The following is a 20,627-nucleotide window of genomic DNA, read 5'->3' as shown; positions in this document are numbered from 1 at the left end:
TGCCAGGACGGTAAATGACAAAAGCACTTCGTGCATGACAGCACAGTGAACGCCGGGTCAGCGCTTACAGAGTGACGGTGCAGGCAGCCCCCGGAACCGGTCCGCGATCCAAGAAATGGCGTCATGTGCTCCATCGTACCCGGCGTAGGAATGGCTGACGCCGACGAGGTACTTCATGAGCACGGGTGTTCCGTTGCGGCAAAGGTGGTCGGCGAACCGGCGCGTGATCGCGGGATGCACGGTTTCATCCTCCGTGCCCTGGGCAATGAACACGGGAGCGCCGGCAGGCTTTTGCCCCGGAGAGTTCGCAAGCATGATCGCGCGCCAGGGCTCGGTCTTAGTGGGGTCGATCTTGAGGAAACGACGCTGCAGGGTGCGCGCCGACTGCTCCAGCTTCAGCATCTCGGAGATGGTCTGAATGCAACTCGTAGCGGCAGCTTCGTAGGCGCGATGTGCACCGGAGGCGAGCGCGGTCTGGGCCGGGGTGCCGTAGATCGTCGACCACGACAAGAGAGCCATAGCCGTCAGGCTGTTGCCCGAGATGGAGCCGCGGTCTGCCTTGAACAGATCGACGAGGTACGTCGCGGGTGCTGCTGCGGCAACGCCAACCAGCTTCAGTTCGGGCGCATAGCCGGCCGCCTCTTCCCCGGTGAACAGCGCAGCGTGGCCACCCTGCGAGTGTCCCCACACCGCGAAGCGGTTGCTGGCCTTTGCATCCGGCAGCAGCCGTGCGGCGCGGACTGAATCGAGCATGCTGCGGGCTTCGCTCACGCCGATGAGATAGGGGTGCATCCCCTCTGTGCCGAGGCCGTCGTAGTCGGTCGCGACGACGACGTATCCCTGGCGCAGCATTTCCTCCAGGCCCGCGATGGTGCCCGCAAGGTCAGGCAGCAGGGTCGGCGCACAGCGATCGACGACACCGGTCGTCGGGTGCGCCCACGCGACGACATCGCGCTTGCCGTGCGGCAGAGGTGTCAATGGAATGAACACCGCTCCGGAGACGGCGATCGGCTCACCATTGATCCCGGTCGAGCGATAGAGGATGCGATAGGCTTTTGCGTTTCCCGTCGAGCCGCCGAGCTGCGGCCATACGCGCAGGACCGTGCCGGGCTTGGCATTGGCGATCTCGCGCTTGCCCACGTCCCCCAGTCCCGGTTTGTCCTGGGCCGGCGCTGGGCCTGCAGGGAGAAGCGCCATCACTGCAGCGTACAGAAGGGCTGCGAGGGCACGCTTCATAGGTGGCTCTGCATTTCCCTGACGAACGCCGTGAGTCCATTGAGACGATCGCGACGGAGGCGCTCGGCCGCGAGGATGGCGGTCAGCCCTTCCATGGACGTCGGCAGGTCGCTATTGACGATAACGTAGTCGTACTCCGGCCAGTGACTGATCTCATCGGCGGCAGCATCCATGCGGCGGCGGACGACGTCGTCGGGATCTTGGGCGCGCGAGCGAAGGCGCTGCTCCAGCGAGTCGGCGGACGGCGGCAGAATGAACACACGCACGACATCATGCTTCATTTTCTCGGAGAGCTGCTGGGCGCCCTGCCAATCGATGTCGAAGAGGACATCTTGCCCGCGCTCGATGGCAGCTTCGACCGGAGTGCGCGGCGTGCCGTAGAGGTTGCCGAAAACCTGGGCCCATTCGATGAGCTCGTTTTCGTCTGCCATGCGTTTGAACGCGTCGGCCTCGATGAAGTTGTAGTCTCTTCCGTCTACCTCGCCGGGGCGCGGCTTGCGTGTCGTGACGGATACCGACATCGAAATATCGGGATCGGCGTCAATGAGACGGCGGGCGATGGTCGTCTTGCCCGCTCCCGAAGGAGAAGACAGCACGAGCAGCAGTCCGCGGCGCTTTATGGTCGGCGTGTCTCCCATCAGTATTCTCGTCGCGCCGAGCGCGCCGGCCCCTTTGTTGTTTATTCGATGTTCTGGACTTGCTCGCGAAGCTGGTCGATCACCTGCTTCAAAGCCAAGCCAGCCCGGGTAATGTCGATATCGCTCGCTTTTGAGCATAGCGTATTGGCTTCGCGGTTGAACTCCTGAGCAAGGAAATCGAGCTTGCGGCCGACAGCGCCGTCATCGGCCAGCAGCTCGCGCGCGGCGCCGATGTGCGAATCGAGACGCTGCAGCTCTTCGGCGACATCGGCGCGCGTTGCGAGCAGCACCGCCTCCTGATGCAAACGGCCGGGATCGAAGCTGCCGGCGCCAGCGTCGAGGATGCGGCGGACCTGCTCCTTGAGACGCTCCTCAATGGCTTGCGGCGTGCGCGCGGGCGAAGTGCGGACGACCTCTACGAGGCGCGCGATCTCGGTAAGCTGTTCGGCCAGTACCGATGCCAGCCTGTTGCCTTCCGCGGTACGCGCCGCGACGAGTGACGCAAGGCCGCTTTCAAGCGAGGCCAGCATCGCATCGGTGCGGGCGGCCTGTTGCTCGGTGTCGTCTTGCTGCTCGATGATGTCGAGAACGCCCTTGATCGCGATGAGCCCATCGACGCGCGGCGGAGCTGCGTCGGTCAGGTTGCGGATACGTTCAGCCGCCTGCATGACCTGCGCGAGAGCTGTCTCGTTGAGGCGGATCTCGGCGCCTGACCCCGCCCGGTCCAAAACGAGCGTGATGTTGACGCTGCCACGCGTCACGTGACGGGCGACGGCTTCGCGTACGCGAGGTTCCACGTATTCGAGCCCGGATGGGAAGCGCAGGCGCACATCGAGGCCGCGGCCATTGACGCTGCGGATCTCCCAATGCCAGCTCGCGCCATTGAGCGAGCCCTCGGCGCGGGCAAAGCCCGTCATGCTTCTTATCGTCATTGCGGCTCCGTTGGGCTCTGAGCGCCGGGAAGCCCAACGCGTGCCGAAATCTAGCCGCAGCCGGCGCGGTCAACAAGGCGCGGGCCGGCAGGAGTAACGCGTAATCGAGCGTTCAGGATCAGAGCTTCGGCTTGCGGACCGGTAAAGGCACGGCCGACGCAGCGGGCGCCGTCTTTGCGGCTGGAGCGGCGGCGGCGCCAGCGTTGATGACCGGAATGTCGTCAGCAGACGGCGGGCCGCCAGCCTGAGTTTCCTTCTTGCGCTCGCGCTCGACCTTGCGCCAGGTCGAGACGGCGGCGTTGTGCTCCTTCAAGGTGTCGGAGAAGGTGTGTCCGCCAGTGCCGTCGGCGACGAAGTAGAGATCTTTGGTGGCAGGCGGATTGAGGGTTGCCTCGATCGCCGAGCGGCCCGGGTTGCAGATCGGCGTCGGGGGCAGGCCGGGGATCTGATAGGTGTTGTGCGATGTCTTGGTGTCGAGGTCGGTGCGAGTGATGGAGCGACCGAGCGGGCCTTGGCCGCCGACGATGCCGTAGATCACGGTCGGATCGGACTGCAGGCGCATGCCCTTGCGCAGCCGGTTCATGAACACCGCAGCGACGCGTCCGCGCTCGTCAGCGCGCCCCGTCTCCTTCTCGACGATGGAGGCGAAGATGATGGCTTCCTCGGGCGTTGCAACGGGCAGGCTCGGCTGACGGCGTTCCCAGGCCGCGGCGAGGAAGCGCTGCATTTCGCCCTGCATGCGGTCGAGCAGCTCCTGCCGATCCATGCCCTTGGAGAAGCGGTAGGTATCGGGCAGCAGTGTTCCTTCGGGGGGTATATCTGTGATCTCCCCGGCGAGCTCCTCCTCCTGGCGCAAACGCTCGACGATCTGCATGCTCGTCAGGCCTTCGGGGATGGTGAGCTTTGAGAGCACGCCGCGGCCTTGCGTGAGCATGTCCATGATCTCGGCCATGCTGGCATTCTTCTTGATCTCGTAGTCGCCGGCCTTCAACTCCATCTGCTTGCGGCCCAACGAGGTGCGCAGCAGGTAGTTGGTGATGAAAGTCCAGCTGCTGCTGATCGCGCCTTCCCTCTCAAGGCGATTGGCGATCGCAAGCCGGCCCTCGCCTTTCGGCACGACGACAACGCGTGTGACCGCGAGGGGGCCGGGTTGCTCATACTGGTGATAGATCAGCGCCAGCACCGCGGCGGCGCCGAGCATGGCGAAGAGCGCCAGAGTGAAGAGCCCGGATAGAAAACGCATGAAGCCGGCACCACGCTTCGGCGCGTTGGGTGGCGGCGCTCCGCGCGGCGGCCCTGGGGGGCGCGAGGGCTCGAGCATCTCGGCAGGCGAGCGCGGGCGGATACTTCCCCGACGAAGCGGCGGTTCGTAGCGCGAAGGGGGAATAGTGCTCAATCTGCGCTCCCGTCGAAGCCGTTCCCAACCGGCATCGGAGTTAAATCCGCCCCGACCCTCGTTTGATGATCGAGAAATCCGCCAGCATTGTGGGGCGCGTCCCGAGCGGGATTGCAGCAATCCCAATCACGCAAACGGATCAGCGATTCCAGCGCCCCGCACATTCGAAGCCGGCTTTGCGCTCTTTGCAAGCTAAAGCAAGCTTCGATCAGGGACACTAGAGCCAATTATGGCAAAAGCGCGAACTCTATTCCGTGACAGGAATACGCGACCGGTGCCACGTGGCACCGGTGCCTCAGGCGACGCGCCGCAGAATCAGCGAGGCGTTGGTGCCACCGAAGCCGAACGAGTTCGACAGCACTGTGTTGACCTCGCGCTTCTTGGCCGTGTGGGGCACAAGGTCGATCACGGTCTCCACCTCGGGATTATCGAGGTTGAGCGTCGGCGGGACGATATTGTCGCGAATGGCGAGGATCGAGAAAATGGCCTCGATCGCGCCAGCCGCACCGAGCAGATGACCTGTGGCCGACTTGGTCGACGACATGGAAAGCTTGCCCGACGCGTTGCCGAACAGGCGCTCGACGGCGCCCAGCTCGATCGTGTCGGCCATGGTCGAGGTGCCATGCGCGTTGACGTAGTCGATATCGCTGACATCGATATCGGCACGCTTCAGCGCAGCGCGCATGCAGCGATACGCGCCATCACCGTCCTCGCTGGGCGCAGTGATGTGATAGGCGTCGCCCGACATGCCGTAGCCGATGACCTCAGCATAGATCTTCGCGCCGCGGGCTTTTGCATGCTCGTATTCTTCGAGCACGACGACACCCGAGCCCTCGCCCATGACGAAGCCATCGCGGTCCTTGTCATAGGGACGTGAGGCTATCTGCGGGCGATCGTTGAAGGCGGTGGCAAGTGCACGGCAGGCGGCGAAGCCGGCCATGGCGATGCGGCAGATCGGAGATTCCGTGCCGCCGGCCACCATGATATCGGCGTCGCCCAGCGCCACGATGCGGCTGGCATCGCCGATGGCATGCGCGCCGGTGGAGCAGGCTGTTACGACTGCGTGGTTCGGCCCCTTCAGCTTGTGCCGGATGGACACGTAGCCGGAGGCGAGATTGATCAGTCGGCCGGGAATGAAGAATGGGGAAACGCGACGCGGCCCCTTCTCCTTCAACAGGATCGACGTTTCGGCGATGCCTGGCAGGCCACCGATGCCCGATCCAATGAGCACGCCCGCGCGCTCCTGCTGCTCAGAGTTGCTCAGGTCGATGCCGCTATCGGCAATCGCCTGATCGGCGGCTGCCATCGCGTAGACGATGAAATCGTCGACCTTGCGCTGCTCCTTGGGCTCCATCCAATCGTCGGGATTGAACTTCCCCTCGGACTTGGAGCCGCGCGGAATGAAGCAAGCGATCTGGCAGGCAATGTCGTCGACTTCGAACTCCTCGATGCGGCGTGCGCCGTTGGCTCCGGCAAGCAATGCCTGCCAGGAAGCCTCGACGCCGCAACCGACCGGCGAGACGATTCCAAGACCTGTAATAACGACTCGGCGCATCCTGATCCTTCGAAGCAAGGCAAACTAACGGCGCCCCCAGCTTGCGAACCCATTGAGCATCGAAGGCAAGCTTCGAAGTCCGGTGTGCGCAAGCTTTGGGGAAGGCGCCGCTAAAAAGACCAGGCGACGTTTAGGCGGCGCTGGCGTTCTTCTCAAGAAACTTGACCGCGTCCCCAACGGTCAGAATGTGCTCGGCGGCATCGTCGGGAATTTCGCAACCGAATTCCTCCTCAAAGGCCATCACGAGCTCAACCGTATCCAGGCTGTCGGCGCCCAGGTCGTCGATGAAGCTGGCATTCTCGGTGACCTTGTCGGCCTCCACGCCCAGATGCTCCACGACGATCTTCTTCACGCGCTCAGCGACATCGCTCATAGTCTTCCCTCGCGTCCGTTTGCTTTTGGCAGTTCGTAAATTCGGTTGTTCTGGATTAGCCCGTACCTGGGTCATGACCACTTGCTTCTATAAAGAAGCGCGCGGCCGACCGGTATCAAAACGACGCGCTATTCCACTTTTTCGCACTCCGTGCGGCGGCCGAACATTGGCCCTTCGTTTACTCGCGCAGGAGAGGCGAGGGTCGAAAAACCGTTCGGCTCGTTAACACACTTCATTGGGCTTGGCCAGCGGTCGCAATGGCCTTTGGCTGAGGCATGTGATTTCTGATTTCGCCAGCGGGTCCAAGCAGTAGGCTCAACTGATGCACGTTTACCATGCGCCTTAGACCATGGCCATTCCGCCGTTAATGTGGAGGGTCTGCCCGGTGATGTATCCGGCCTCGTTACTGGCCAGATAAACGACGCCCGCCGCCACCTCTTCTGGCATGCCGAAGCGCTGGGCGGGAATCATCTTGGCGATTTCCTCGGTCTGTTTCTCGTTCAGTGCGGCCGTCATCGGCGTGGTGATGAAGCCCGGCGCAATACAGTTGGCGGTGATTCCGCGCGGGGCGACCTCGCGAGCGAGCGATTTGGTCATACCGATCATGCCGGCTTTCGATGCGGCATAGTTGCCCTGGCCGGGGTTTCCGAACACGCCCGACACCGAGGAAATGTTGATGATGCGCCCGAAATTCGGCTTGGCGCGGAGCATGGCGCGGGCGGCCGCGCGGCAAAGCATGAAGGTGGAAGTGAGGTTTACAGCGATCACCTCGTCCCACTGCTCGTCCTTCATCACCATGAAGAGGTTGTCGCGCGTGAGGCCGGCGTTGTTGACCAGGATGTCGAGGCGGCCGAGCTTGCCCACCGCCTGCTCGATCAGCTTGGACACTTCATCGCGCTTGCCCAGATCGCAGGGGATAACGTGGCCGCGGTCACCGAACTCCTTGGCCAGTTCCTCGAGCTTGTCCGGCTGGCGGGCCGACACCGCGACGGTGGCACCCTGCGCGTAAAGAGCGCGGGCGATGGCGCCTCCGATGCCACCGGTCGCGCCGGTGACGAGGGCGGTCTTGCCAGTCAAGTCGAACATCGTCTGGTCCTTCAGGAGTTGAGACGCGCGAGCGCGGCGTCGATGTCGGCGGGAGTGCCGACGCTCATGGCGTTGAGCGCAGGATCTATGCGCTTGGCGAGGCCGGCGAGAACCTTGCCCGAGCCGATCTCGTAGACGTCGGTGATGCCGTTGGCGGTCATGTAGGTAACACACTCGCGCCAGCGCACAGTGCCGGTCACCTGCTCCACGAGGCGCTTTTTGATTTCCTCAGGATCGCTGATCGCGGACGCAACCACGTTGGCGACGACGGGAACACTCGGGGCGTTGACCGTCACATTGGCGAGGGCCTCCCGCATGGCGTCGGCCGCAGGTTGCATCAGCGCGCAATGGAATGGGGCGGAGACTGGCAGCGGCACTGCGCGGCGCACGCCCAGGCCCTTGCCGATCTCGGGCACGCGGTCGATGGCGGTCTTGTCGCCCGACAGAACGACCTGGGTCGGCTCATTGTCGTTGGCGATCTGGCAGACGTCACCCTGTGCGGCAGCCTCGGCAACCTGGCGGGCAACGTCGATGCCGACGCCGAGTAGAGCCGTCATGGCGCCCTTGCCCACTGGGACGGCGGCCTGCATGGCCTGCCCGCGCAGCTTGAGGAGGCGGGCGGCATCGGCGAGCGAGAACGCGCCGGCGGCGGCGAGTGCGGAGTATTCACCAAGCGAATGTCCGGCGACGAACTTCACCTTCTCCTGCAGCTTGAAGCCGTGCTCGCGCTCCAGCACCCGCATTACTGCCATCGAGACGGCCATAAGCGCTGGCTGGGCGTTCTCGGTCAGGGTCAGCGTCTCCTTCGGGCCGTCCCACATGATCTGGGAGAGCTTTTGACCGAGGGCGTCGTCGACCTCATCGAAGACTTCGCGCGCCGAGGCGTAAGTCTGAGCGAGATCGCGGCCCATGCCGACGTCTTGGCTGCCTTGTCCGGGAAAAACGAATGCGATGGCCATGAAAGATGAGGCTTCTATGACGGTTGATGGCCGCAGAAACACGCCCCGCGTTGCGCTGTCAAGCGGGCCTATTGCGCACGGGTTGCTGCGCCTCAGGCCGGCCTTATCCACTGTAAGTAGCTGAAGCGCTGGAAAAATCCTCTGTCATGAAGTTGTGAGGCTGGCGTGGTTCCTCCGCCGACAAATGGTCAGGAGGTTTCAAATGCAGAGTTCGGCCTTCGATTCTGAGACCCTGTCGATCATGGGGCGCGCGCTCGAAGAGGCGTGGTCCGAGATCGAGAGCCGCAGCTGTGTGCGTGCCGATCCGGAAAAGGCCGGGATCCGGCGCGCCCTCGCCTTGCGTATTCTCGCCGCGGTGCGCGTCGGCCAGCGCGATCCTGAACGGCTGCGGATGGTTGCGCTGCACGTGGTGGAAGGGTGCCGCATCACGCGTGCCGATGGGCAGCCGTTAGCCTAGCGGACGCAGCTTGCGCGTCCCCGCCGCGCCGATGCGCTATGCTGACCGCGGTTTGCGGAGGATGCGACGTTGAGAACCACTATTGCAGCCGTCGCCTTGTCGATTTTAGGCGCACCCGCGCTCGGCCACGCTTGCGAGGGCGATGCTCGGTTGACATTGGACAAGCCAGCGACCCTGGAAGGCGTGCTCAAGAACGGTCAAGGGACGCACGAAGCACAAGGTGCGTTCAGCTACGTATATCTCGCGCTCGACAAGCCCGTGTGCGTCGACGCTCCTGTCGCGGGTGCGGCCGACGAAGATCCACAGGAGAACGTCGAAGCGCCGGTGGATCGGGTGCAGCTTGCGGGTGAAGCGGTGGGTGCCGAGCTGCCCATCGGCAAGCATGTCTCGGTCTCGGGGACGCTCTTTGCTGCACACACGATGTGGCACGTCGAGGATGTTCTCATCGACGCCAGCGAAGTGAGCCCGCGCTGATCAAATCGCGTGCTGCTACCTGCCGCTGGCTTTGCGGCGGACACTGCCCGCGCGTCTCGCGGGTGCGGCCATGGGCTTGTTGGCGCGGGCGACGCCGGCCCAGAAAGCGGCGTGCTGGTCGATGAGAACGTGCGCGGGCGACCACGCCATTGCAAGACCGACGAGTGCCGCCTGACGATCCATCAGCGAGCGGCGTAGCGGCTCTAGTGCCAGGAGGGGATTGGCAACCGCTGCTCCGGCTACCGGTCCGCGCCGCACCGTGTCGGTGATCGCCAAAGGTTGCGTCTTCGAACGGCGCCGTCTTTGCGGCTTGGCCGCTTTGCCGCCGGATTGATTGCGGGCTGCCGCCGGCCTGTTCGCGGCAGCGGTTACTCGGCGCTTCTTCGGGGGCATGCGAGACCTCCCCTCTGAGGGCTGAAAGCTCAATCTGGCTGAGCAATGGCAAGCATTACAAAGGTCTAATGCGTCGCCAAGGAACGCACGGCCCGAAGGTGGCGTTGCAACTGTCTTTAGCGGGAAAGCCCATGGCCAACGACAAGCAATGCCGGGCACTGTTAGCGATTGGTAAGCGTTTGCGCTCCGAGCTCGACCAGGCACCGAAAAAGCCGGCGCCCGACATAGACCGGGCGCTGCGGCGGTTGCTGGAGAGGGATATTGCCGAGCGATCTCGCCCCGGACGGCCTTGGTCGGGGCAGCAAAAATAATCGCAATGGCTGCGTCTACCGGCGCCGACTAGAACCGGTATCGAAGTCCAGCGCCGCCATGTATCCGCGTGTCGACACCTTCTTCGCCGGAGACGCCGTTAACGAACACGTCGAGCGTCGTGGCGGCGGTCAGCGCGTAGCCAACGCGGGCGCCGTATTCGGCCCAGACGATATCGTCGTCGATGATTGGGGTCAGCATTCCAACGCCGGCCACGTGTCGCGATCGCAACGAATGCGCGAATTTGCCCACCGTGGCGGCGGTTGGTGCGATAACTGGCAGTCTGCATGCTGATGGTCGGCCCGAGGGCGCCGTTCACCATGCGGCTTGCCGGATGGGAAAATTCGGCTATAAGGCACCCCTTGCTCGCTTCGGCTGGAGGCTGAACGGGGAGCCGCGCCAGAGGGAAACCTTGAAGCGGTGAGGCCTTAAGGGGCCTGGTTCCCGGTGTCTTCGCTCTCATGGGTGACCTGCTTGGGCCTTTTCCGGGTCCATAAGGGGCTTTGCGCCGGAGCGGCCAAACATAAGGAAAGGTCATAGCATGCCGCTTTATGAGCATGTCTTCCTGGCGCGCCAGGACGTCTCGAACACGCAGGTCGAGGCGCTCACCAAGGAATACACCGACGTTATCGAGCAGGGTGGCGGCAAGGTCACCAAGAACGAGTACTGGGGCGTGAAGTCGCTCGCGTACAAGATCAAGAAGAGCCGCAAAGCTCACTTCCAGTTGCTCAACCTCGACGCCCCGCCGGCCGCTGTGGCCGAGATGGAGCGCCGCATGAGCCTTTCTCCTGAGATTCTGCGCTTCCTCACCGTGAAGGTCGAGGAGCACGAGACCGAGCCATCCGTGATGATGCGCAAGGGCGACCGTGACGAGCGCGGCGATCGTGGTGATCGCGGCGGCTTCGGTGGCCGTGGTGGTTTCGGTGGTCGCGGCGGCGGTGGTGGCGGTGGCTTCCGCGGCGATCGCGATGGCGACCGTCGTCCTGGTGGCGGCGGCGGTGGTTTCCGCGGCGACCGCGAGGGTGGATCGACGTTCCGTGCCCGTCCCCCGCGCGATGGCGATCGTCCGCCGCGCGATGGCGATCGTCCCCCGCGCCCGCCGCGCGAAGGCAATGCCCCCACCACCGGCTCGGAGGAATAATCAATGGCTGAGATCGCATCCTCTGGCGCCGCTCCGCGCCGTCCGTTCCATCGTCGCCGCAAGACCTGCCCGTTCTCGGGTCAGCATGCGCCGAAGATCGACTACAAGGACGTGCGTCTGCTCGGTCGCTACGTGTCCGAGCGCGGCAAGATCGTTCCTTCGCGCATTACGGCTGTTTCGGCCAAGAAGCAGCGCGAGCTGTCTCGCGCCATCAAGCGCGCGCGCTTCCTCGGTCTGCTGCCGTACGTGCTGAAGTAAGACTTCGGGCGGGGCCAGCGCGGCCCCGCTCTCACGACAAGTAAGCGCGGGCCAATGGTGGCCGGCGCGAGGTTGGGACGAGGCGGGCGACCGTTCTCGTCTCTAACCGCGACGATCGCGGGACAGCTGCTCTGATGCAATATCGTCTGCTCATAGCCTTTGGCGCCGGACTCATCTCGGCTGTCGTGTTCGCCTCGGCGACCACGGGGCCGTTGCTGATGCGCATGGTGCTGTTCCTGCTGACCCCGCTGCCGCTGTTCCTGGCCGGCTTGGGTCTGGGCCCGCTCGCCGCCATCGGCGCCGGCATCGCGGGAGCAACGCTCGTCGTCATCGCTGGTACGCCGATCGGCGGACTCGTTTTCGCCGCCAGCCAAGCCGTGCCGGTGATCATTCTCACCTATCTTGCCTCGCTCAACCGCGAGGGCCCTGACGGCCAGGTCGAGTGGTATCCGGTCGGGCGACTGGTTTTTATAGCGGCGCTTCTTGCGGGCGGATTTGCTGCGCTGACGCTGCTGTTGCTTGGCGCCGACGCGGAGGCGCTGCGGACGGCGTTGCGCGAGATGCTGCAAGCGTTCGTCGACAACGAACTGCCGAAGATGCAGGACGCGCCGACGTTCGGGCCGGCCGATATCGACGAATTGACGTCGCTTGCGCTGGCCCTTTTGCCGGCTGCTTCTGCCATCTCCTCGATGAGCAGCCTCTTGTTCAATCTCTGGCTGGCGGGCCGCATCACCTTGGCGTCGGGACGTCTTCCGCGGCCATGGCCCGACATTCCGGCAATGGTCTATCCGCCGGTGACGCCGCTGCTGCTGGCTGGCGCGACGGCAGCTGGTTTTCTTGGCGGTTTGCCGGGCATGTTCGCGGCGGGCTTCGCCGGGCCGCTGTTCTTCGCCTACGTGCTGCTCGGCCTCGCGGTCGTTCATTACATCACGCGCGGACGGCCCTGGCGCGTGTTCGCGCTGTGGGCGCTCTACGGCGGCCTCTTCGTCATGAACACGGTCGCCTCGCTGGCGATCGCCCTGCTCGGTCTCGCGGAGGCCATCTGGCCGATGCGGAAACCGACACCACCACCGGGTGGCAAATCACCCCCCGATTAGCTGCCTTCCCAACTCGCATGCATCAGACACACGAATAGAAAGAACAAGGAGCATTTGAAATGCAGGTTATTCTGCTTCAGCGCATTGGCCGTCTTGGACAGATGGGCGACGTCGTCAACGTGAAGGACGGCTATGCCCGCAATTTCCTTTTGCCGCAGAAGAAGGCGCTGCGCGCGACGGAAGAGAACCGCAAGCACTTCGATTCGCAGCGCGCCCAGCTCGAAGCCAACAACCTCGAGCTGAAGAAGGAAGCCGAAGCCGTTGCCGAGAGGCTCAATGGCAAGATCTTCGTTGCCATCCGCTCTGCCGGCGACACCGGTCAGCTCTACGGCTCGGTTGCGACGCGCGACATCGCCGAGGCCGTCACGGCGGGAGGCTTCACCATCGACCGCCGCCAGGTCATCCTCGAGCGTCCGATTAAAACGCTGGGCGTGCATCCGGTGCGCGTTGCACTGCATCCGGAAGTAATTGTGTCGGTGATGCTGAACGTTGCCCGCTCTGAGGACGAGGCTGATCGCCAGGCCCGCGGCGAGGACGTCACCGTCGTCAAGGAAGAAAAGATCGAGCTCGAGACCTTCAATCCCGACGAAATGTTCGAGGAAGGCACTGAGCCCGCCGAGGGCGAATCGGCCAGCGAGTAGCGCGCGAAGCGATTCGCTTCAATGCAAACGAATTCCCGTCCCCATGTGCATAGTGGGGACGGGGTATTCGGGCCGCTCGACGATGGGCCGATTGAATCGGATACCGTCGAGCCATGGCAAACAACGCTCTCCAGATCTCCGACCGGCTCGCTTCACTCAGCAACGCCGGCGAAACCCTCCCCTTCCGTCAGGCCCCGCACAACCTGGAGGCGGAGCAGGCGCTGCTCGGCGCCATCCTGGTGAACAACGAGTCGATGGACCGCGTGTCGGGGTTCCTCGACCCGCAGCACTTCTATGATCCGCTGCACCAGCAGATCTTCGAAGTGGCAGCCAAGCTCATTCACGCGGGCAAGCAGGCGACGCCGATCACTCTGCGCACGTTCTTCGAGAACGCCGAGCCGATCTCGCCGACGCTGACCGTGCCGCAGTATCTCGGAACGCTGGCTGGCTCTGCGACCAGCATCATCAACGCGGAAGACTACGGCCGCACGATCTATGATCTCGCCACACGACGCGCGCTGATCATCATCGGCGAGGATCTCGTCAACAACGCCTATGACAGCCCGGTCGATCTGACCCCACGCCATCAGATCGAAGAGGCGGAAGGGCGTCTCTACGGTCTCGCCGAGCAGCGCAAATATGGCGCCGGCTTCCTCGGCTTTGGTGACGCTCTAACGACGGCCATCGAGATGGCCGCTGCGGCCTACGAGCGCGACGGACATCTGTCGGGCCTGTCGACCGGCCTTACGGACCTCGATTCCAAGATGGGCGGTTTGCAGTCGTCGGACCTCATTATCCTCGCCGGCCGTCCGTCGATGGGTAAGACCGCGCTTGCCACCAACCTCGCCTACAACATCGCCAAGGCCTACAAGGCCGAGCAGCAGCCGGACGGCTCTATGAAGACCATCGACGGCGCAGTCGTCGGTTTCTTCTCACTGGAAATGTCGGCCGAGCAGCTGGCAACGCGTATCCTGTCCGAGCAATCGGAGATCGGCTCGGAGAAGATCCGCCGCGGCATGATCACCGAGCAGGAGTTCCGCAAGCTCGTTGAAGTCTCGCAAGAGATGAGCCGGATTCCGCTGTACATCGACCAGACCGGCGGCATCTCCATCGCGCAGCTTGCCGCGCGTGCACGTAAGCTGAAGCGACAGAAGGGCCTCGGGCTGCTGGTCGTCGACTACTTGCAGCTGCTCAGCGGTTCTTCGAAGCGCAGCGACAACCGCGTGCAGGAAATCACCGAGATCACCACCGGCCTCAAGGCGCTGGCGAAGGAACTGGCGGTACCGATCATTGCGCTGTCGCAGCTCTCGCGTCAGGTGGAACAGCGCGAGGACAAGCGGCCTCAGCTTTCGGACTTGCGTGAGTCTGGCTCGATCGAGCAGGACGCCGACGTCGTCATGTTCGTGTTCCGCGAGGAATACTACGTGGAGCGTCTCAAGCCTTCCGAGGGCACGGCAGAGTTTGCCGAGTGGATGACCAAGATGCAGCAGGTTTCGGGCAAGGCCGAAGTCATCATCGGCAAGCAGCGCCATGGTCCCGTCGGCACTGTCGAACTGTCGTTCGAGAGCCATCTCACCCGCTTCGGCAACCTCGCGCGCGACTATCAGGCGGTGCAACACGGCGGCCACTAGGCCGGTCGCGCTGATGGCGCCGGGCGCGGACCCTGGATTCTGCGCTCGCCTTGGGTTGTAAGCGCCTCGTTTGCGGCCCGATTCGGGGCTACAAAGAGGGCTGGAACTTGGCTTTGCGAAGGAGGCGCCCCTTGACCGAGTTGGCAGCCCGCACGCACGACGTCGACGGCAGCGCGCACCAAACGGTGCGGCAGGTCGTCGAATGGGCCGCAGGCGCGGACATTCCTGCCGGGACGACAGGCATCGCAACTGTCGATCTTGGGCAAATCCGCGCCAACTGGCGCGCGCTCGCCAAGAGGGTTGCGCCGGCGGGGTGCGCCGCCGTCGTGAAGGCAGACGCCTATGGCCTGGGTGCAGCGCGGGTCATCCCCGCGCTCTATCAGGCGGGCTGCCGCAGCTTCTTCGTGGCGACGCTGGGCGAGGCCATTGCCGCGCGAGCGTCGGCACCGGGCGCCACGATCTACGTGCTCGACGGGATCCTTCCCGGTTCGGTTCCCGAGCTGGCCGCGGTCGGCGCGCGTCCGGTGATGACGAGCCTGGAAGAGGCGCAGGCGTGGTCAACTCTGGCCCAGGGCGACGCTCCTGCTCCGGCTGCCGCGCTGCATGTGGACACAGGCCTCAATCGGCTCGGCATGAGCGAAGCTGGCCTTGACGCTCTGCTCGCCGATAAGGACCTGCTGGACCGTCTCGACATTGCGCTGGTGATGAGCCACCTCGCGTGCGCCGACGATGCAAAGCATCCCATGAATGCCGAGCAACTCGCCACGTTCAAGACGCGTTGCGCCAGGTTGCCGAAGGCGCGCGCAAGTCTGGCCGCGTCCGACGGCTTGATGCTCGGCAAGGACTACCATTTCGACCTGGTTCGTCCCGGGTATGCGCTCTATGGCGGCCAAGCGACGCCACAGCGCATTTGCCCGGTCGGGCCGGTCGTGCGTGTTTCAGCGCGCATCCTCCAGGTGGAGGACGTGCAGGCTGGCGCGCGGATCGGCTACTCGGCGACTTACCGTGCCAAGGCACAGCGCCGCATCGTTACGATTGCCGCCGGTTACGCCGATGGAATCTTCCGTCACGCGAGCGCATCCGACGGCGAGCAGAACGGCATGGTTGCCATTCGCGGCCGGCTGGCTCCGGTCGTGGGGCGGGTGTCGATGGACCTGATCACCGTAGACATTACCGACCTCGGCGATCCAGCGCCCCAGCGCGGAGACTTCGTCGATCTAATCGGTCCCGATTTGCCGCTGGAGGCCGTGGGGCTGAACGCGCGCACCATCGGTTATGAAGTGTTGACGCGCATCGGCGCGCGCTTTCATCGCCACTACATCGACAGCGGCAACTGACAAACCATGGCGAAGCCCAGCAAGACCGTGTTTGTCTGCCAGAATTGCGGAGCGACCTCGCCGCGCTGGCAGGGCAAGTGCTCCTCATGCGGGGAATGGAACACCCTGATCGAGGAGACGGAGGCTGCGGCCCCGCCTGGCACCGGGCTTTCGCGCAAGACGAGCGGGCGCGTGATCGTGCTCGAAGGCCTCAAGGGCACGACGCAGGAAGCGCCGCGCTTTTCGACTGGAATCGCTGAGCTCGACCGTGTCACGGGCGGCGGTGTCGTTCCCGGGTCGGCGCTGCTGATCGGTGGCGAGCCCGGCATCGGCAAGTCTACCTTATTGCTTCAGCTTGCAGCGAGCTTGGCGCGCGCTGGGCGTCGGGCGGTGTATTTCTCGGGCGAGGAGGCGGCAGCACAGGTGCGCCTGCGCGCTGCGCGGCTGGGCTTGAGCGATGCGCCGGTCGCGCTCGCATGCGAGACCTCGCTTGCGCACATCCTGGCGACATTGGAAGCGGGTCCGCCGCCTGATCTCATCGTCGTCGATTCCATTCAGACGCTGTGGGCAGAGTCGATCGAAGCTGCGCCGGGGACGGTCAGCCAGGTGCGCGCCGCAGCGCAGGCGCTGATCCGTCACGCCAAGCATGTTGGCAGCGCGCTGCTGCTGGTGGGGCACGTCACCAAGGATGGCCAGATCGCCGGCCCTAAGGTGATCGAGCACATGGTCGACACCGTGTTGTACTTCGAAGGCGATCGGGGCCACACGTTCCGCATCCTGCGCACGGTCAAGAACCGCTTCGGCGCCACGGACGAAATCGGCGTGTTCGAGATGGCGGGCGAGGGCCTGCGCGAAGTGCGCAACCCATCCGAGTTGTTCCTGGGCGACCGAGAGTCTTCGAGCCCGGGGGCGGCGGTGTTTGCCGGTATGGAGGGCACACGCCCGATCCTGGTCGAGATCCAGGCGCTCGTGGCACCCTCCTCCCTTGGCACACCGCGCCGGGCCGTGGTCGGGTGGGACAGCAGCCGGCTCTCGATGCTGCTGGCTGTGCTTGAAGCGCGCGCGGGATTCTCGTTTGCCGGGCAGGACGTCTACCTGAACGTTGCCGGGGGCCTGAGGATCAACGAGCCGGCAGCAGACCTAGCCGCGGCGGCGGCGCTGGTCTCTTCCCTGTCCGGTGTGGCCATTCCGCGACATCGCGTCCACTTCGGGGAGGTCTCGCTGTCGGGGGCAATCAATGCCACGCCGCTGATGGGGCCACGACTTAAAGAGGCGCAGAAGCTTGGGTTTCGCGAAGCGGTTGTCCCAGCGCAAGGGGAACTGGAGACGGGCGGCCTGACGCTGAAGCCGAAACGCCTATCGCATTTGAGGGAGCTTGCCGATGGCTTGGCTCCGTGCGACTGACATGCAGCCGACGGCGGGTTTGCGACCGCCGCGCAACGGAGTTCATTAGACCATGCTGGGGCCCATCACCTATCTCGATGCCGCGCTGCTTGCCGTGTGCTTCATCTCCGGCCTGCTCGCCATGTACCGCGGGTTCGCGCGCGAGATGCTCTCCATCGTCTCCTGGGCGGTCGCGGCAGCGGCGGTGCTCTACTTCGTCATCTTCCATAAGCCGTTCGCGCAGGACATGGCGCAGCAGATGGGCACCAAGGTGCCGGTGGCGCAGATCGTGGTCGGCGCCGTCATCTTCCTGATTGTGCTCATTGTCGTGCACCTCATTACCGCGCGGCTTTCGGATGCGATCCTCGACAGCCGCGTGGGCATGATCGACCGGGTTCTGGGATTCCTGTTCGGCGTCGTGCGCGGTTTCATCCTCGTCGTCATCCCCTTCATGTTCTACGAGGCGTTCTTCCCTGACCCGAACACGCAGGTGCCGTGGGTGAAGGAATCGAAGACGCTGCCGTACATCAAGGGGGTGGGCGATTCGATCCGTTATGTGCTCGAGGCGTATATGCCGTCCTCGCTGACGGCCCCTCCGGGCGAGCAGCCACCGGACGAACAGCCGCCCCAGCCGCAACAACAAGGCGCACTGGAAAAGAGCTGGGGCGACGAATTAGCGCTTGAAGCGCCGATGATATATCATATTTCTGTCACGTGGATGGTGACCGCGAGCTGATCCCCGCGGGTACCGACAGCGTTAATGCGCGTTCACCAATTCGGGCAGCGGCACGACACCAGCGGGAGGTGGCGATGACTCAAGGGCTCGACGAGGTCGCAGAGCTTCAAGGCGAGAAGCTCCGCGGGCCGGGTTATCTTCGGTACGGCGACGACAGGCTCCGCGAGGAATGCGGGGTCTTCGGCATTTTTGGGCACCCTGAAGCGGCGGCCATTACCGCGCTGGGTCTGCACGCACTCCAGCATCGCGGCCAGGAAGCCTGCGGCATCGTTTCCTATGACGGCCAGCAGTTCCATTCCGAGCGCCGCATGGGGCTCGTCGGCGACAACTTCTCACGCGCTTCGGTTATCGACCGCCTCAAAGGCCATATTGCCATCGGTCACAACCGTTACTCGACCTGCGGCGATGCCGTGCTCCGCAACGTGCAGCCGCTGTTCGCCGACATCGATACCGGCGGCTTTGCCGTCGCCCACAACGGCAACCTCACCAATGCGCTGACGCTGCGCCAGGAACTGATCTCCACCGGCGCCATCTGTCAGTCGACCTCGGACACCGAGGTCATCCTCCATCTCCTTTCCCGCTCCACCAAGCGCCGCATCGTCGAGCGCTTCGTCGAAGCCATCCGTCAGATCGAAGGCGCCTACGCGCTGGTCGGCCTCACGAACGATATGATGATCGGCGCACGCGATCCGATCGGCATCCGCCCGCTGGTTCTGGGCAGACTTGGCTCCGCCTATGTGCTGGCCTCGGAGACCTGTGCGCTGGATATGGTCGGCGCCGAGTTCATTCGTGAGGTCGAGAACGGCGAAGTCGTCGTCATCACGCAGAGCGGTATCGAGAGCCATCGTCCGTTCCCGATGCGCCCTGCCCGCCCCTGCATCTTCGAGTACATCTATTTCGCCCGGCCAGACTCCGTCATCGCCGGGCGCACTGTTTATGACATCCGCAAGCAGATGGGCGTGCAGCTCGCGCACGAGGCTCCGGCGGATGTGGACGTCATCGTGCCGATCCCCGACTCGGGCGTGCCGGCGGCCATCGGCTTTGCCCAGGAGGCCGGCGTTCCGTTCGAGCTCGGCATCATCCGCAACCATTATGTCGGGCGCACGTTCATCGCGCCGGAGCAGCAGATCCGCACCCTCGGCGTGAAGCTGAAGCATTCTGCGAATGCCAGCGTCATTCGCGGCAAGCGCATCGTGCTGGTGGACGACAGCGTCGTGCGCGGCACCACGTCGAAGAAGATCGTGCAGCTGATGTATGAGGCGGGCGCGCGCGAGGTGCACATGCGCATTGCCTCGCCGCCGATCACGCACCCGGACTACTACGGCATCGACACGCCCGATAAGGTCGACTTGCTCGCGGCCAACAAGGACCTCGAAGGCATGCGCCAGTTCCTCGGCGCGGACAGCCTGGCATTCCTTTCGGTGGATGGCATCTATCGCGCGGTCGGCCTCGACGGCCGCGATGCGCGCGCGCCGCAGTTCACCGACCATTGCTTCACCGGCGAATATCCGACGCCGCTGACAGACCAGAGCGGACATGCCGTTCCGCGGCAGCTTTCGCTGCTCGCCGAGGTCGGGTAAGGCCTCGTTATCGACCGACCCCGGTAGGGGTTGCAACGCCCGCCCGCGGCCTATAGCTGTCGGCGGGCGTTGTCGTATGATGCCGAGCTGTGATGGCCATGAAGAACAATAAGCCCCTGAAAGATCGCCTGGCCCTCGTGACAGGCGCTTCGCGCGGGATTGGACGCGCGGTTGCCCTCGGCCTCGCTAAGGCGGGTGCGCATGTCGTCGTCGTTGCACGGACGGTCGGCGCGCTCGAAGAACTGGACGATGAGATCCGTGCGGCCGGCGGGTCGGCGACGCTGCTGCAGCTCGACATATCGAAGGGCGATAAGGTCGATCAGATCGGACCGACGCTATTTCAGCGTTGGGGCAAGCTCGACATCCTCGTCGCCAACGCGGGCATCCTGGGTCCGCTGTCGCCGCTGCCGCACGTCACCGAGGATGCGTGGAAGCAGGTGATCGACATCAACCTGTCGGCCAACTGGCGGCTGATCCGCACGCTCGACCCACTGCTGAAGCGGTCCGATGCGGGGCGCGCCGTGTTCGTCACGTCGGGCGCGGCCACGGGCAAGTATGCGTACTGGGGGCCTTACGCGGTGTCGAAGGCGGGGCTCGAATGTCTCGTCAAAACTTATGCGCACGAACTGGAGACGACCAACGTGCGCGTCAATCTGCTGAACCCCGGGCCGGTGCGCACGGGCATGCGTGCCAAGGCGTTCCCGGGTGAGGACCCGAATAAATTGCCGTCTCCGGAAGAGCTGGTGCCGCTGTTCCTGGAGCTGGTTTCGCCTGCATGTGATTTCTCAGCTCAAGTCGTGAACTTCGCCGACTGGAAGAAGCATCACGCCGACGCATAAATGCCGACAGCGGATACCTCTCATTGATGCGAAAGCGTCCCCTCACCCGAAGCTCATTTGCATTCGCTTCGGCCTCTCCCCACCGGGGAGAGGCTAAGTCATCGCAAACGACGAGACTTAACCTCTCCCGGATGGGAGAGGTCGGACGCGATCGATAGATCGAGTCCGGGTGAGGGATTGCTGGAAAAGTCTGAACG

The 20,627-nt window shown here is 64.2% G+C and carries 23 protein-coding genes; 13 read left to right on the top strand and 10 right to left on the bottom strand.

Going from position 1 to position 20,627, the window contains the following annotated elements; translation table 11 throughout:
- Nucleotides 1-57 precede the first annotated feature (57 nt).
- The 8 genes from ACP15D_RS02035 to fabD form a co-directional block, all read right to left on the bottom strand.
- The gene (locus tag ACP15D_RS02035; RefSeq protein WP_424955904.1) at nucleotides 58-1,236 is read right to left on the bottom strand and encodes a lipase family protein; all 1,179 of its coding nucleotides are present in this window, start codon (nucleotides 1,234-1,236) and stop codon (nucleotides 58-60) included.
- A complete protein-coding gene (gene gmk / locus ACP15D_RS02030; RefSeq protein WP_424955903.1) occupies nucleotides 1,233-1,874 on the bottom strand; it encodes a guanylate kinase in 642 nt (213 codons plus the stop codon). The genes ACP15D_RS02035 and gmk overlap by 4 nt, the downstream gene beginning before the upstream one ends.
- Nucleotides 1,875-1,915: 41 nt before the next feature.
- Entirely contained in the window at nucleotides 1,916-2,806 is an 891-nt protein-coding gene (locus tag ACP15D_RS02025) for a YicC/YloC family endoribonuclease (protein ID WP_424955902.1), read from the bottom strand.
- A 118-nt stretch (nucleotides 2,807-2,924) separates the two neighbouring features.
- Nucleotides 2,925-4,049 carry an endolytic transglycosylase MltG gene (mltG, locus tag ACP15D_RS02020; protein WP_424955900.1) on the bottom strand — a complete coding sequence of 375 codons (1,125 nt, stop codon included), beginning with the start codon at nucleotides 4,047-4,049 and terminating at the stop codon, nucleotides 2,925-2,927.
- Nucleotides 4,050-4,497: 448 nt separating this feature from the next.
- On the bottom strand, nucleotides 4,498-5,757 hold the full coding sequence (gene fabF, locus ACP15D_RS02015; protein ID WP_424955899.1) for a beta-ketoacyl-ACP synthase II: 1,260 nt from the start codon (nucleotides 5,755-5,757) through the stop codon (nucleotides 4,498-4,500).
- A 130-nt stretch (nucleotides 5,758-5,887) separates the two neighbouring features.
- Complete coding sequence (locus ACP15D_RS02010) at nucleotides 5,888-6,130, bottom strand: acyl carrier protein (protein ID WP_046478571.1); 243 nt, start codon at nucleotides 6,128-6,130, stop codon at nucleotides 5,888-5,890.
- Nucleotides 6,131-6,472: 342 nt separating this feature from the next.
- Complete coding sequence (gene fabG, locus ACP15D_RS02005) at nucleotides 6,473-7,216, bottom strand: 3-oxoacyl-[acyl-carrier-protein] reductase (protein ID WP_072377699.1); 744 nt, start codon at nucleotides 7,214-7,216, stop codon at nucleotides 6,473-6,475.
- 11 nt (nucleotides 7,217-7,227) lie between these two features.
- Entirely contained in the window at nucleotides 7,228-8,175 is a 948-nt protein-coding gene (gene fabD / locus ACP15D_RS02000; protein ID WP_424955898.1) for an ACP S-malonyltransferase, read from the bottom strand.
- A gap of 202 nt (nucleotides 8,176-8,377) precedes the next feature.
- Here fabD and ACP15D_RS01995 point away from each other — a divergent pair, with 202 nt between their 5' ends.
- A complete protein-coding gene (locus tag ACP15D_RS01995; protein ID WP_424955897.1) occupies nucleotides 8,378-8,632 on the top strand; it encodes a hypothetical protein in 255 nt (84 codons plus the stop codon).
- A 69-nt stretch (nucleotides 8,633-8,701) separates the two neighbouring features.
- Nucleotides 8,702-9,106 carry a DUF4431 domain-containing protein gene (locus tag ACP15D_RS01990; protein ID WP_424955896.1) on the top strand — a complete coding sequence of 135 codons (405 nt, stop codon included), beginning with the start codon at nucleotides 8,702-8,704 and terminating at the stop codon, nucleotides 9,104-9,106.
- 15 nt (nucleotides 9,107-9,121) lie between these two features.
- Here ACP15D_RS01990 and ACP15D_RS01985 read toward each other — a convergent pair whose 3' ends face one another.
- Nucleotides 9,122-9,499, bottom strand: a complete 378-nt coding sequence (locus ACP15D_RS01985) for a hypothetical protein (RefSeq protein WP_424955895.1) — start codon at nucleotides 9,497-9,499, stop codon at nucleotides 9,122-9,124.
- Between the two features lie 131 nt (nucleotides 9,500-9,630).
- Here ACP15D_RS01985 and ACP15D_RS01980 point away from each other — a divergent pair, with 131 nt between their 5' ends.
- Nucleotides 9,631-9,810 carry a hypothetical protein gene (locus ACP15D_RS01980; protein ID WP_424955894.1) on the top strand — a complete coding sequence of 60 codons (180 nt, stop codon included), beginning with the start codon at nucleotides 9,631-9,633 and terminating at the stop codon, nucleotides 9,808-9,810.
- 28 nt (nucleotides 9,811-9,838) lie between these two features.
- On the opposite strand, the gene ACP15D_RS01975 is transcribed toward ACP15D_RS01980, so the two are convergent.
- Nucleotides 9,839-10,009, bottom strand: coding sequence for a hypothetical protein (locus ACP15D_RS01975; protein ID WP_424955893.1), 171 nt, complete (start codon nucleotides 10,007-10,009; stop codon nucleotides 9,839-9,841).
- 340 nt (nucleotides 10,010-10,349) lie between these two features.
- On the opposite strand from ACP15D_RS01975, the gene rpsF reads away from it, so the two are divergent.
- The 10 genes from rpsF (at nucleotide 10,350) to ACP15D_RS01925 (ending at nucleotide 20,430) form a co-directional block, all read left to right on the top strand.
- On the top strand, nucleotides 10,350-10,949 hold the full coding sequence (gene rpsF, locus ACP15D_RS01970) for a 30S ribosomal protein S6 (protein WP_424955892.1): 600 nt from the start codon (nucleotides 10,350-10,352) through the stop codon (nucleotides 10,947-10,949).
- Between the two features lie 3 nt (nucleotides 10,950-10,952).
- Nucleotides 10,953-11,207 carry a 30S ribosomal protein S18 gene (rpsR, locus tag ACP15D_RS01965; RefSeq protein ID WP_072377683.1) on the top strand — a complete coding sequence of 85 codons (255 nt, stop codon included), beginning with the start codon at nucleotides 10,953-10,955 and terminating at the stop codon, nucleotides 11,205-11,207.
- 134 nt (nucleotides 11,208-11,341) lie between these two features.
- Nucleotides 11,342-12,304: a DUF2232 domain-containing protein gene (locus ACP15D_RS01960; protein ID WP_424955891.1), complete on the top strand. Its 963-nt coding sequence runs from the start codon at nucleotides 11,342-11,344 to the stop codon at nucleotides 12,302-12,304.
- Nucleotides 12,305-12,363: 59 nt separating this feature from the next.
- The gene (gene rplI / locus ACP15D_RS01955; protein ID WP_424955890.1) at nucleotides 12,364-12,945 is read left to right on the top strand and encodes a 50S ribosomal protein L9; all 582 of its coding nucleotides are present in this window, start codon (nucleotides 12,364-12,366) and stop codon (nucleotides 12,943-12,945) included.
- A 113-nt stretch (nucleotides 12,946-13,058) separates the two neighbouring features.
- Nucleotides 13,059-14,576, top strand: a complete 1,518-nt coding sequence (locus ACP15D_RS01950) for a replicative DNA helicase (RefSeq protein ID WP_424955889.1) — start codon at nucleotides 13,059-13,061, stop codon at nucleotides 14,574-14,576.
- A gap of 131 nt (nucleotides 14,577-14,707) precedes the next feature.
- On the top strand, nucleotides 14,708-15,913 hold the full coding sequence (gene alr, locus ACP15D_RS01945; RefSeq protein ID WP_424955888.1) for an alanine racemase: 1,206 nt from the start codon (nucleotides 14,708-14,710) through the stop codon (nucleotides 15,911-15,913).
- A gap of 6 nt (nucleotides 15,914-15,919) precedes the next feature.
- Nucleotides 15,920-17,296: a DNA repair protein RadA gene (gene radA / locus ACP15D_RS01940; protein WP_424955887.1), complete on the top strand. Its 1,377-nt coding sequence runs from the start codon at nucleotides 15,920-15,922 to the stop codon at nucleotides 17,294-17,296.
- Nucleotides 17,297-17,348: 52 nt separating this feature from the next.
- Entirely contained in the window at nucleotides 17,349-18,011 is a 663-nt protein-coding gene (locus ACP15D_RS01935; RefSeq protein ID WP_424955886.1) for a CvpA family protein, read from the top strand.
- Nucleotides 18,012-18,085: 74 nt separating this feature from the next.
- Nucleotides 18,086-19,591 carry an amidophosphoribosyltransferase gene (purF, locus tag ACP15D_RS01930; protein ID WP_424955885.1) on the top strand — a complete coding sequence of 502 codons (1,506 nt, stop codon included), beginning with the start codon at nucleotides 18,086-18,088 and terminating at the stop codon, nucleotides 19,589-19,591.
- Between the two features lie 98 nt (nucleotides 19,592-19,689).
- Nucleotides 19,690-20,430 carry an SDR family NAD(P)-dependent oxidoreductase gene (locus tag ACP15D_RS01925; protein ID WP_424955884.1) on the top strand — a complete coding sequence of 247 codons (741 nt, stop codon included), beginning with the start codon at nucleotides 19,690-19,692 and terminating at the stop codon, nucleotides 20,428-20,430.
- The last annotated feature ends 197 nt before the right edge of the window (nucleotides 20,431-20,627 follow it).

The organism is Hyphomicrobium sp. 1Nfss2.1, from assembly GCF_965243865.1.
In the GTDB taxonomy this organism is placed as follows: Bacteria; Pseudomonadota; Alphaproteobacteria; order Rhizobiales; family Hyphomicrobiaceae; genus Hyphomicrobium_A.
This window is presented reverse-complemented; position numbering and strand designations above follow the sequence as displayed.

What these genes read in the sequence shown, in the direction of transcription:
- ACP15D_RS01985 (WP_424955895.1), bottom strand. Translation starts at nt 9,499, where the DNA reads ATGCCCCCGAAGAAGCGCCGAGTAACCGCTGCCGCGAACAGGCCGGCG.
- ACP15D_RS01995 (WP_424955897.1), top strand. Translation starts at nt 8,378, where the DNA reads ATGCAGAGTTCGGCCTTCGATTCTGAGACCCTGTCGATCATGGGGCGC.
- ACP15D_RS01935 (WP_424955886.1), top strand. Translation starts at nt 17,349, where the DNA reads ATGCTGGGGCCCATCACCTATCTCGATGCCGCGCTGCTTGCCGTGTGC.
- ACP15D_RS01960 (WP_424955891.1), top strand. Translation starts at nt 11,342, where the DNA reads ATGCAATATCGTCTGCTCATAGCCTTTGGCGCCGGACTCATCTCGGCT.
- rplI (WP_424955890.1), top strand. Translation starts at nt 12,364, where the DNA reads ATGCAGGTTATTCTGCTTCAGCGCATTGGCCGTCTTGGACAGATGGGC.
- purF (WP_424955885.1), top strand. Translation starts at nt 18,086, where the DNA reads ATGACTCAAGGGCTCGACGAGGTCGCAGAGCTTCAAGGCGAGAAGCTC.
- gmk (WP_424955903.1), bottom strand. Translation starts at nt 1,874, where the DNA reads ATGGGAGACACGCCGACCATAAAGCGCCGCGGACTGCTGCTCGTGCTG.
- ACP15D_RS02025 (WP_424955902.1), bottom strand. Translation starts at nt 2,806, where the DNA reads ATGACGATAAGAAGCATGACGGGCTTTGCCCGCGCCGAGGGCTCGCTC.
- fabG (WP_072377699.1), bottom strand. Translation starts at nt 7,216, where the DNA reads ATGTTCGACTTGACTGGCAAGACCGCCCTCGTCACCGGCGCGACCGGT.
- rpsF (WP_424955892.1), top strand. Translation starts at nt 10,350, where the DNA reads ATGCCGCTTTATGAGCATGTCTTCCTGGCGCGCCAGGACGTCTCGAAC.
- ACP15D_RS01980 (WP_424955894.1), top strand. Translation starts at nt 9,631, where the DNA reads ATGGCCAACGACAAGCAATGCCGGGCACTGTTAGCGATTGGTAAGCGT.
- ACP15D_RS01975 (WP_424955893.1), bottom strand. Translation starts at nt 10,009, where the DNA reads ATGCTGACCCCAATCATCGACGACGATATCGTCTGGGCCGAATACGGC.
- mltG (WP_424955900.1), bottom strand. Translation starts at nt 4,049, where the DNA reads ATGCGTTTTCTATCCGGGCTCTTCACTCTGGCGCTCTTCGCCATGCTC.
- rpsR (WP_072377683.1), top strand. Translation starts at nt 10,953, where the DNA reads ATGGCTGAGATCGCATCCTCTGGCGCCGCTCCGCGCCGTCCGTTCCAT.
- ACP15D_RS01950 (WP_424955889.1), top strand. Translation starts at nt 13,059, where the DNA reads ATGGCAAACAACGCTCTCCAGATCTCCGACCGGCTCGCTTCACTCAGC.
- fabD (WP_424955898.1), bottom strand. Translation starts at nt 8,175, where the DNA reads ATGGCCATCGCATTCGTTTTTCCCGGACAAGGCAGCCAAGACGTCGGC.
- ACP15D_RS02035 (WP_424955904.1), bottom strand. Translation starts at nt 1,236, where the DNA reads ATGAAGCGTGCCCTCGCAGCCCTTCTGTACGCTGCAGTGATGGCGCTT.
- ACP15D_RS01925 (WP_424955884.1), top strand. Translation starts at nt 19,690, where the DNA reads ATGAAGAACAATAAGCCCCTGAAAGATCGCCTGGCCCTCGTGACAGGC.
- fabF (WP_424955899.1), bottom strand. Translation starts at nt 5,757, where the DNA reads ATGCGCCGAGTCGTTATTACAGGTCTTGGAATCGTCTCGCCGGTCGGT.
- radA (WP_424955887.1), top strand. Translation starts at nt 15,920, where the DNA reads ATGGCGAAGCCCAGCAAGACCGTGTTTGTCTGCCAGAATTGCGGAGCG.
- ACP15D_RS02010 (WP_046478571.1), bottom strand. Translation starts at nt 6,130, where the DNA reads ATGAGCGATGTCGCTGAGCGCGTGAAGAAGATCGTCGTGGAGCATCTG.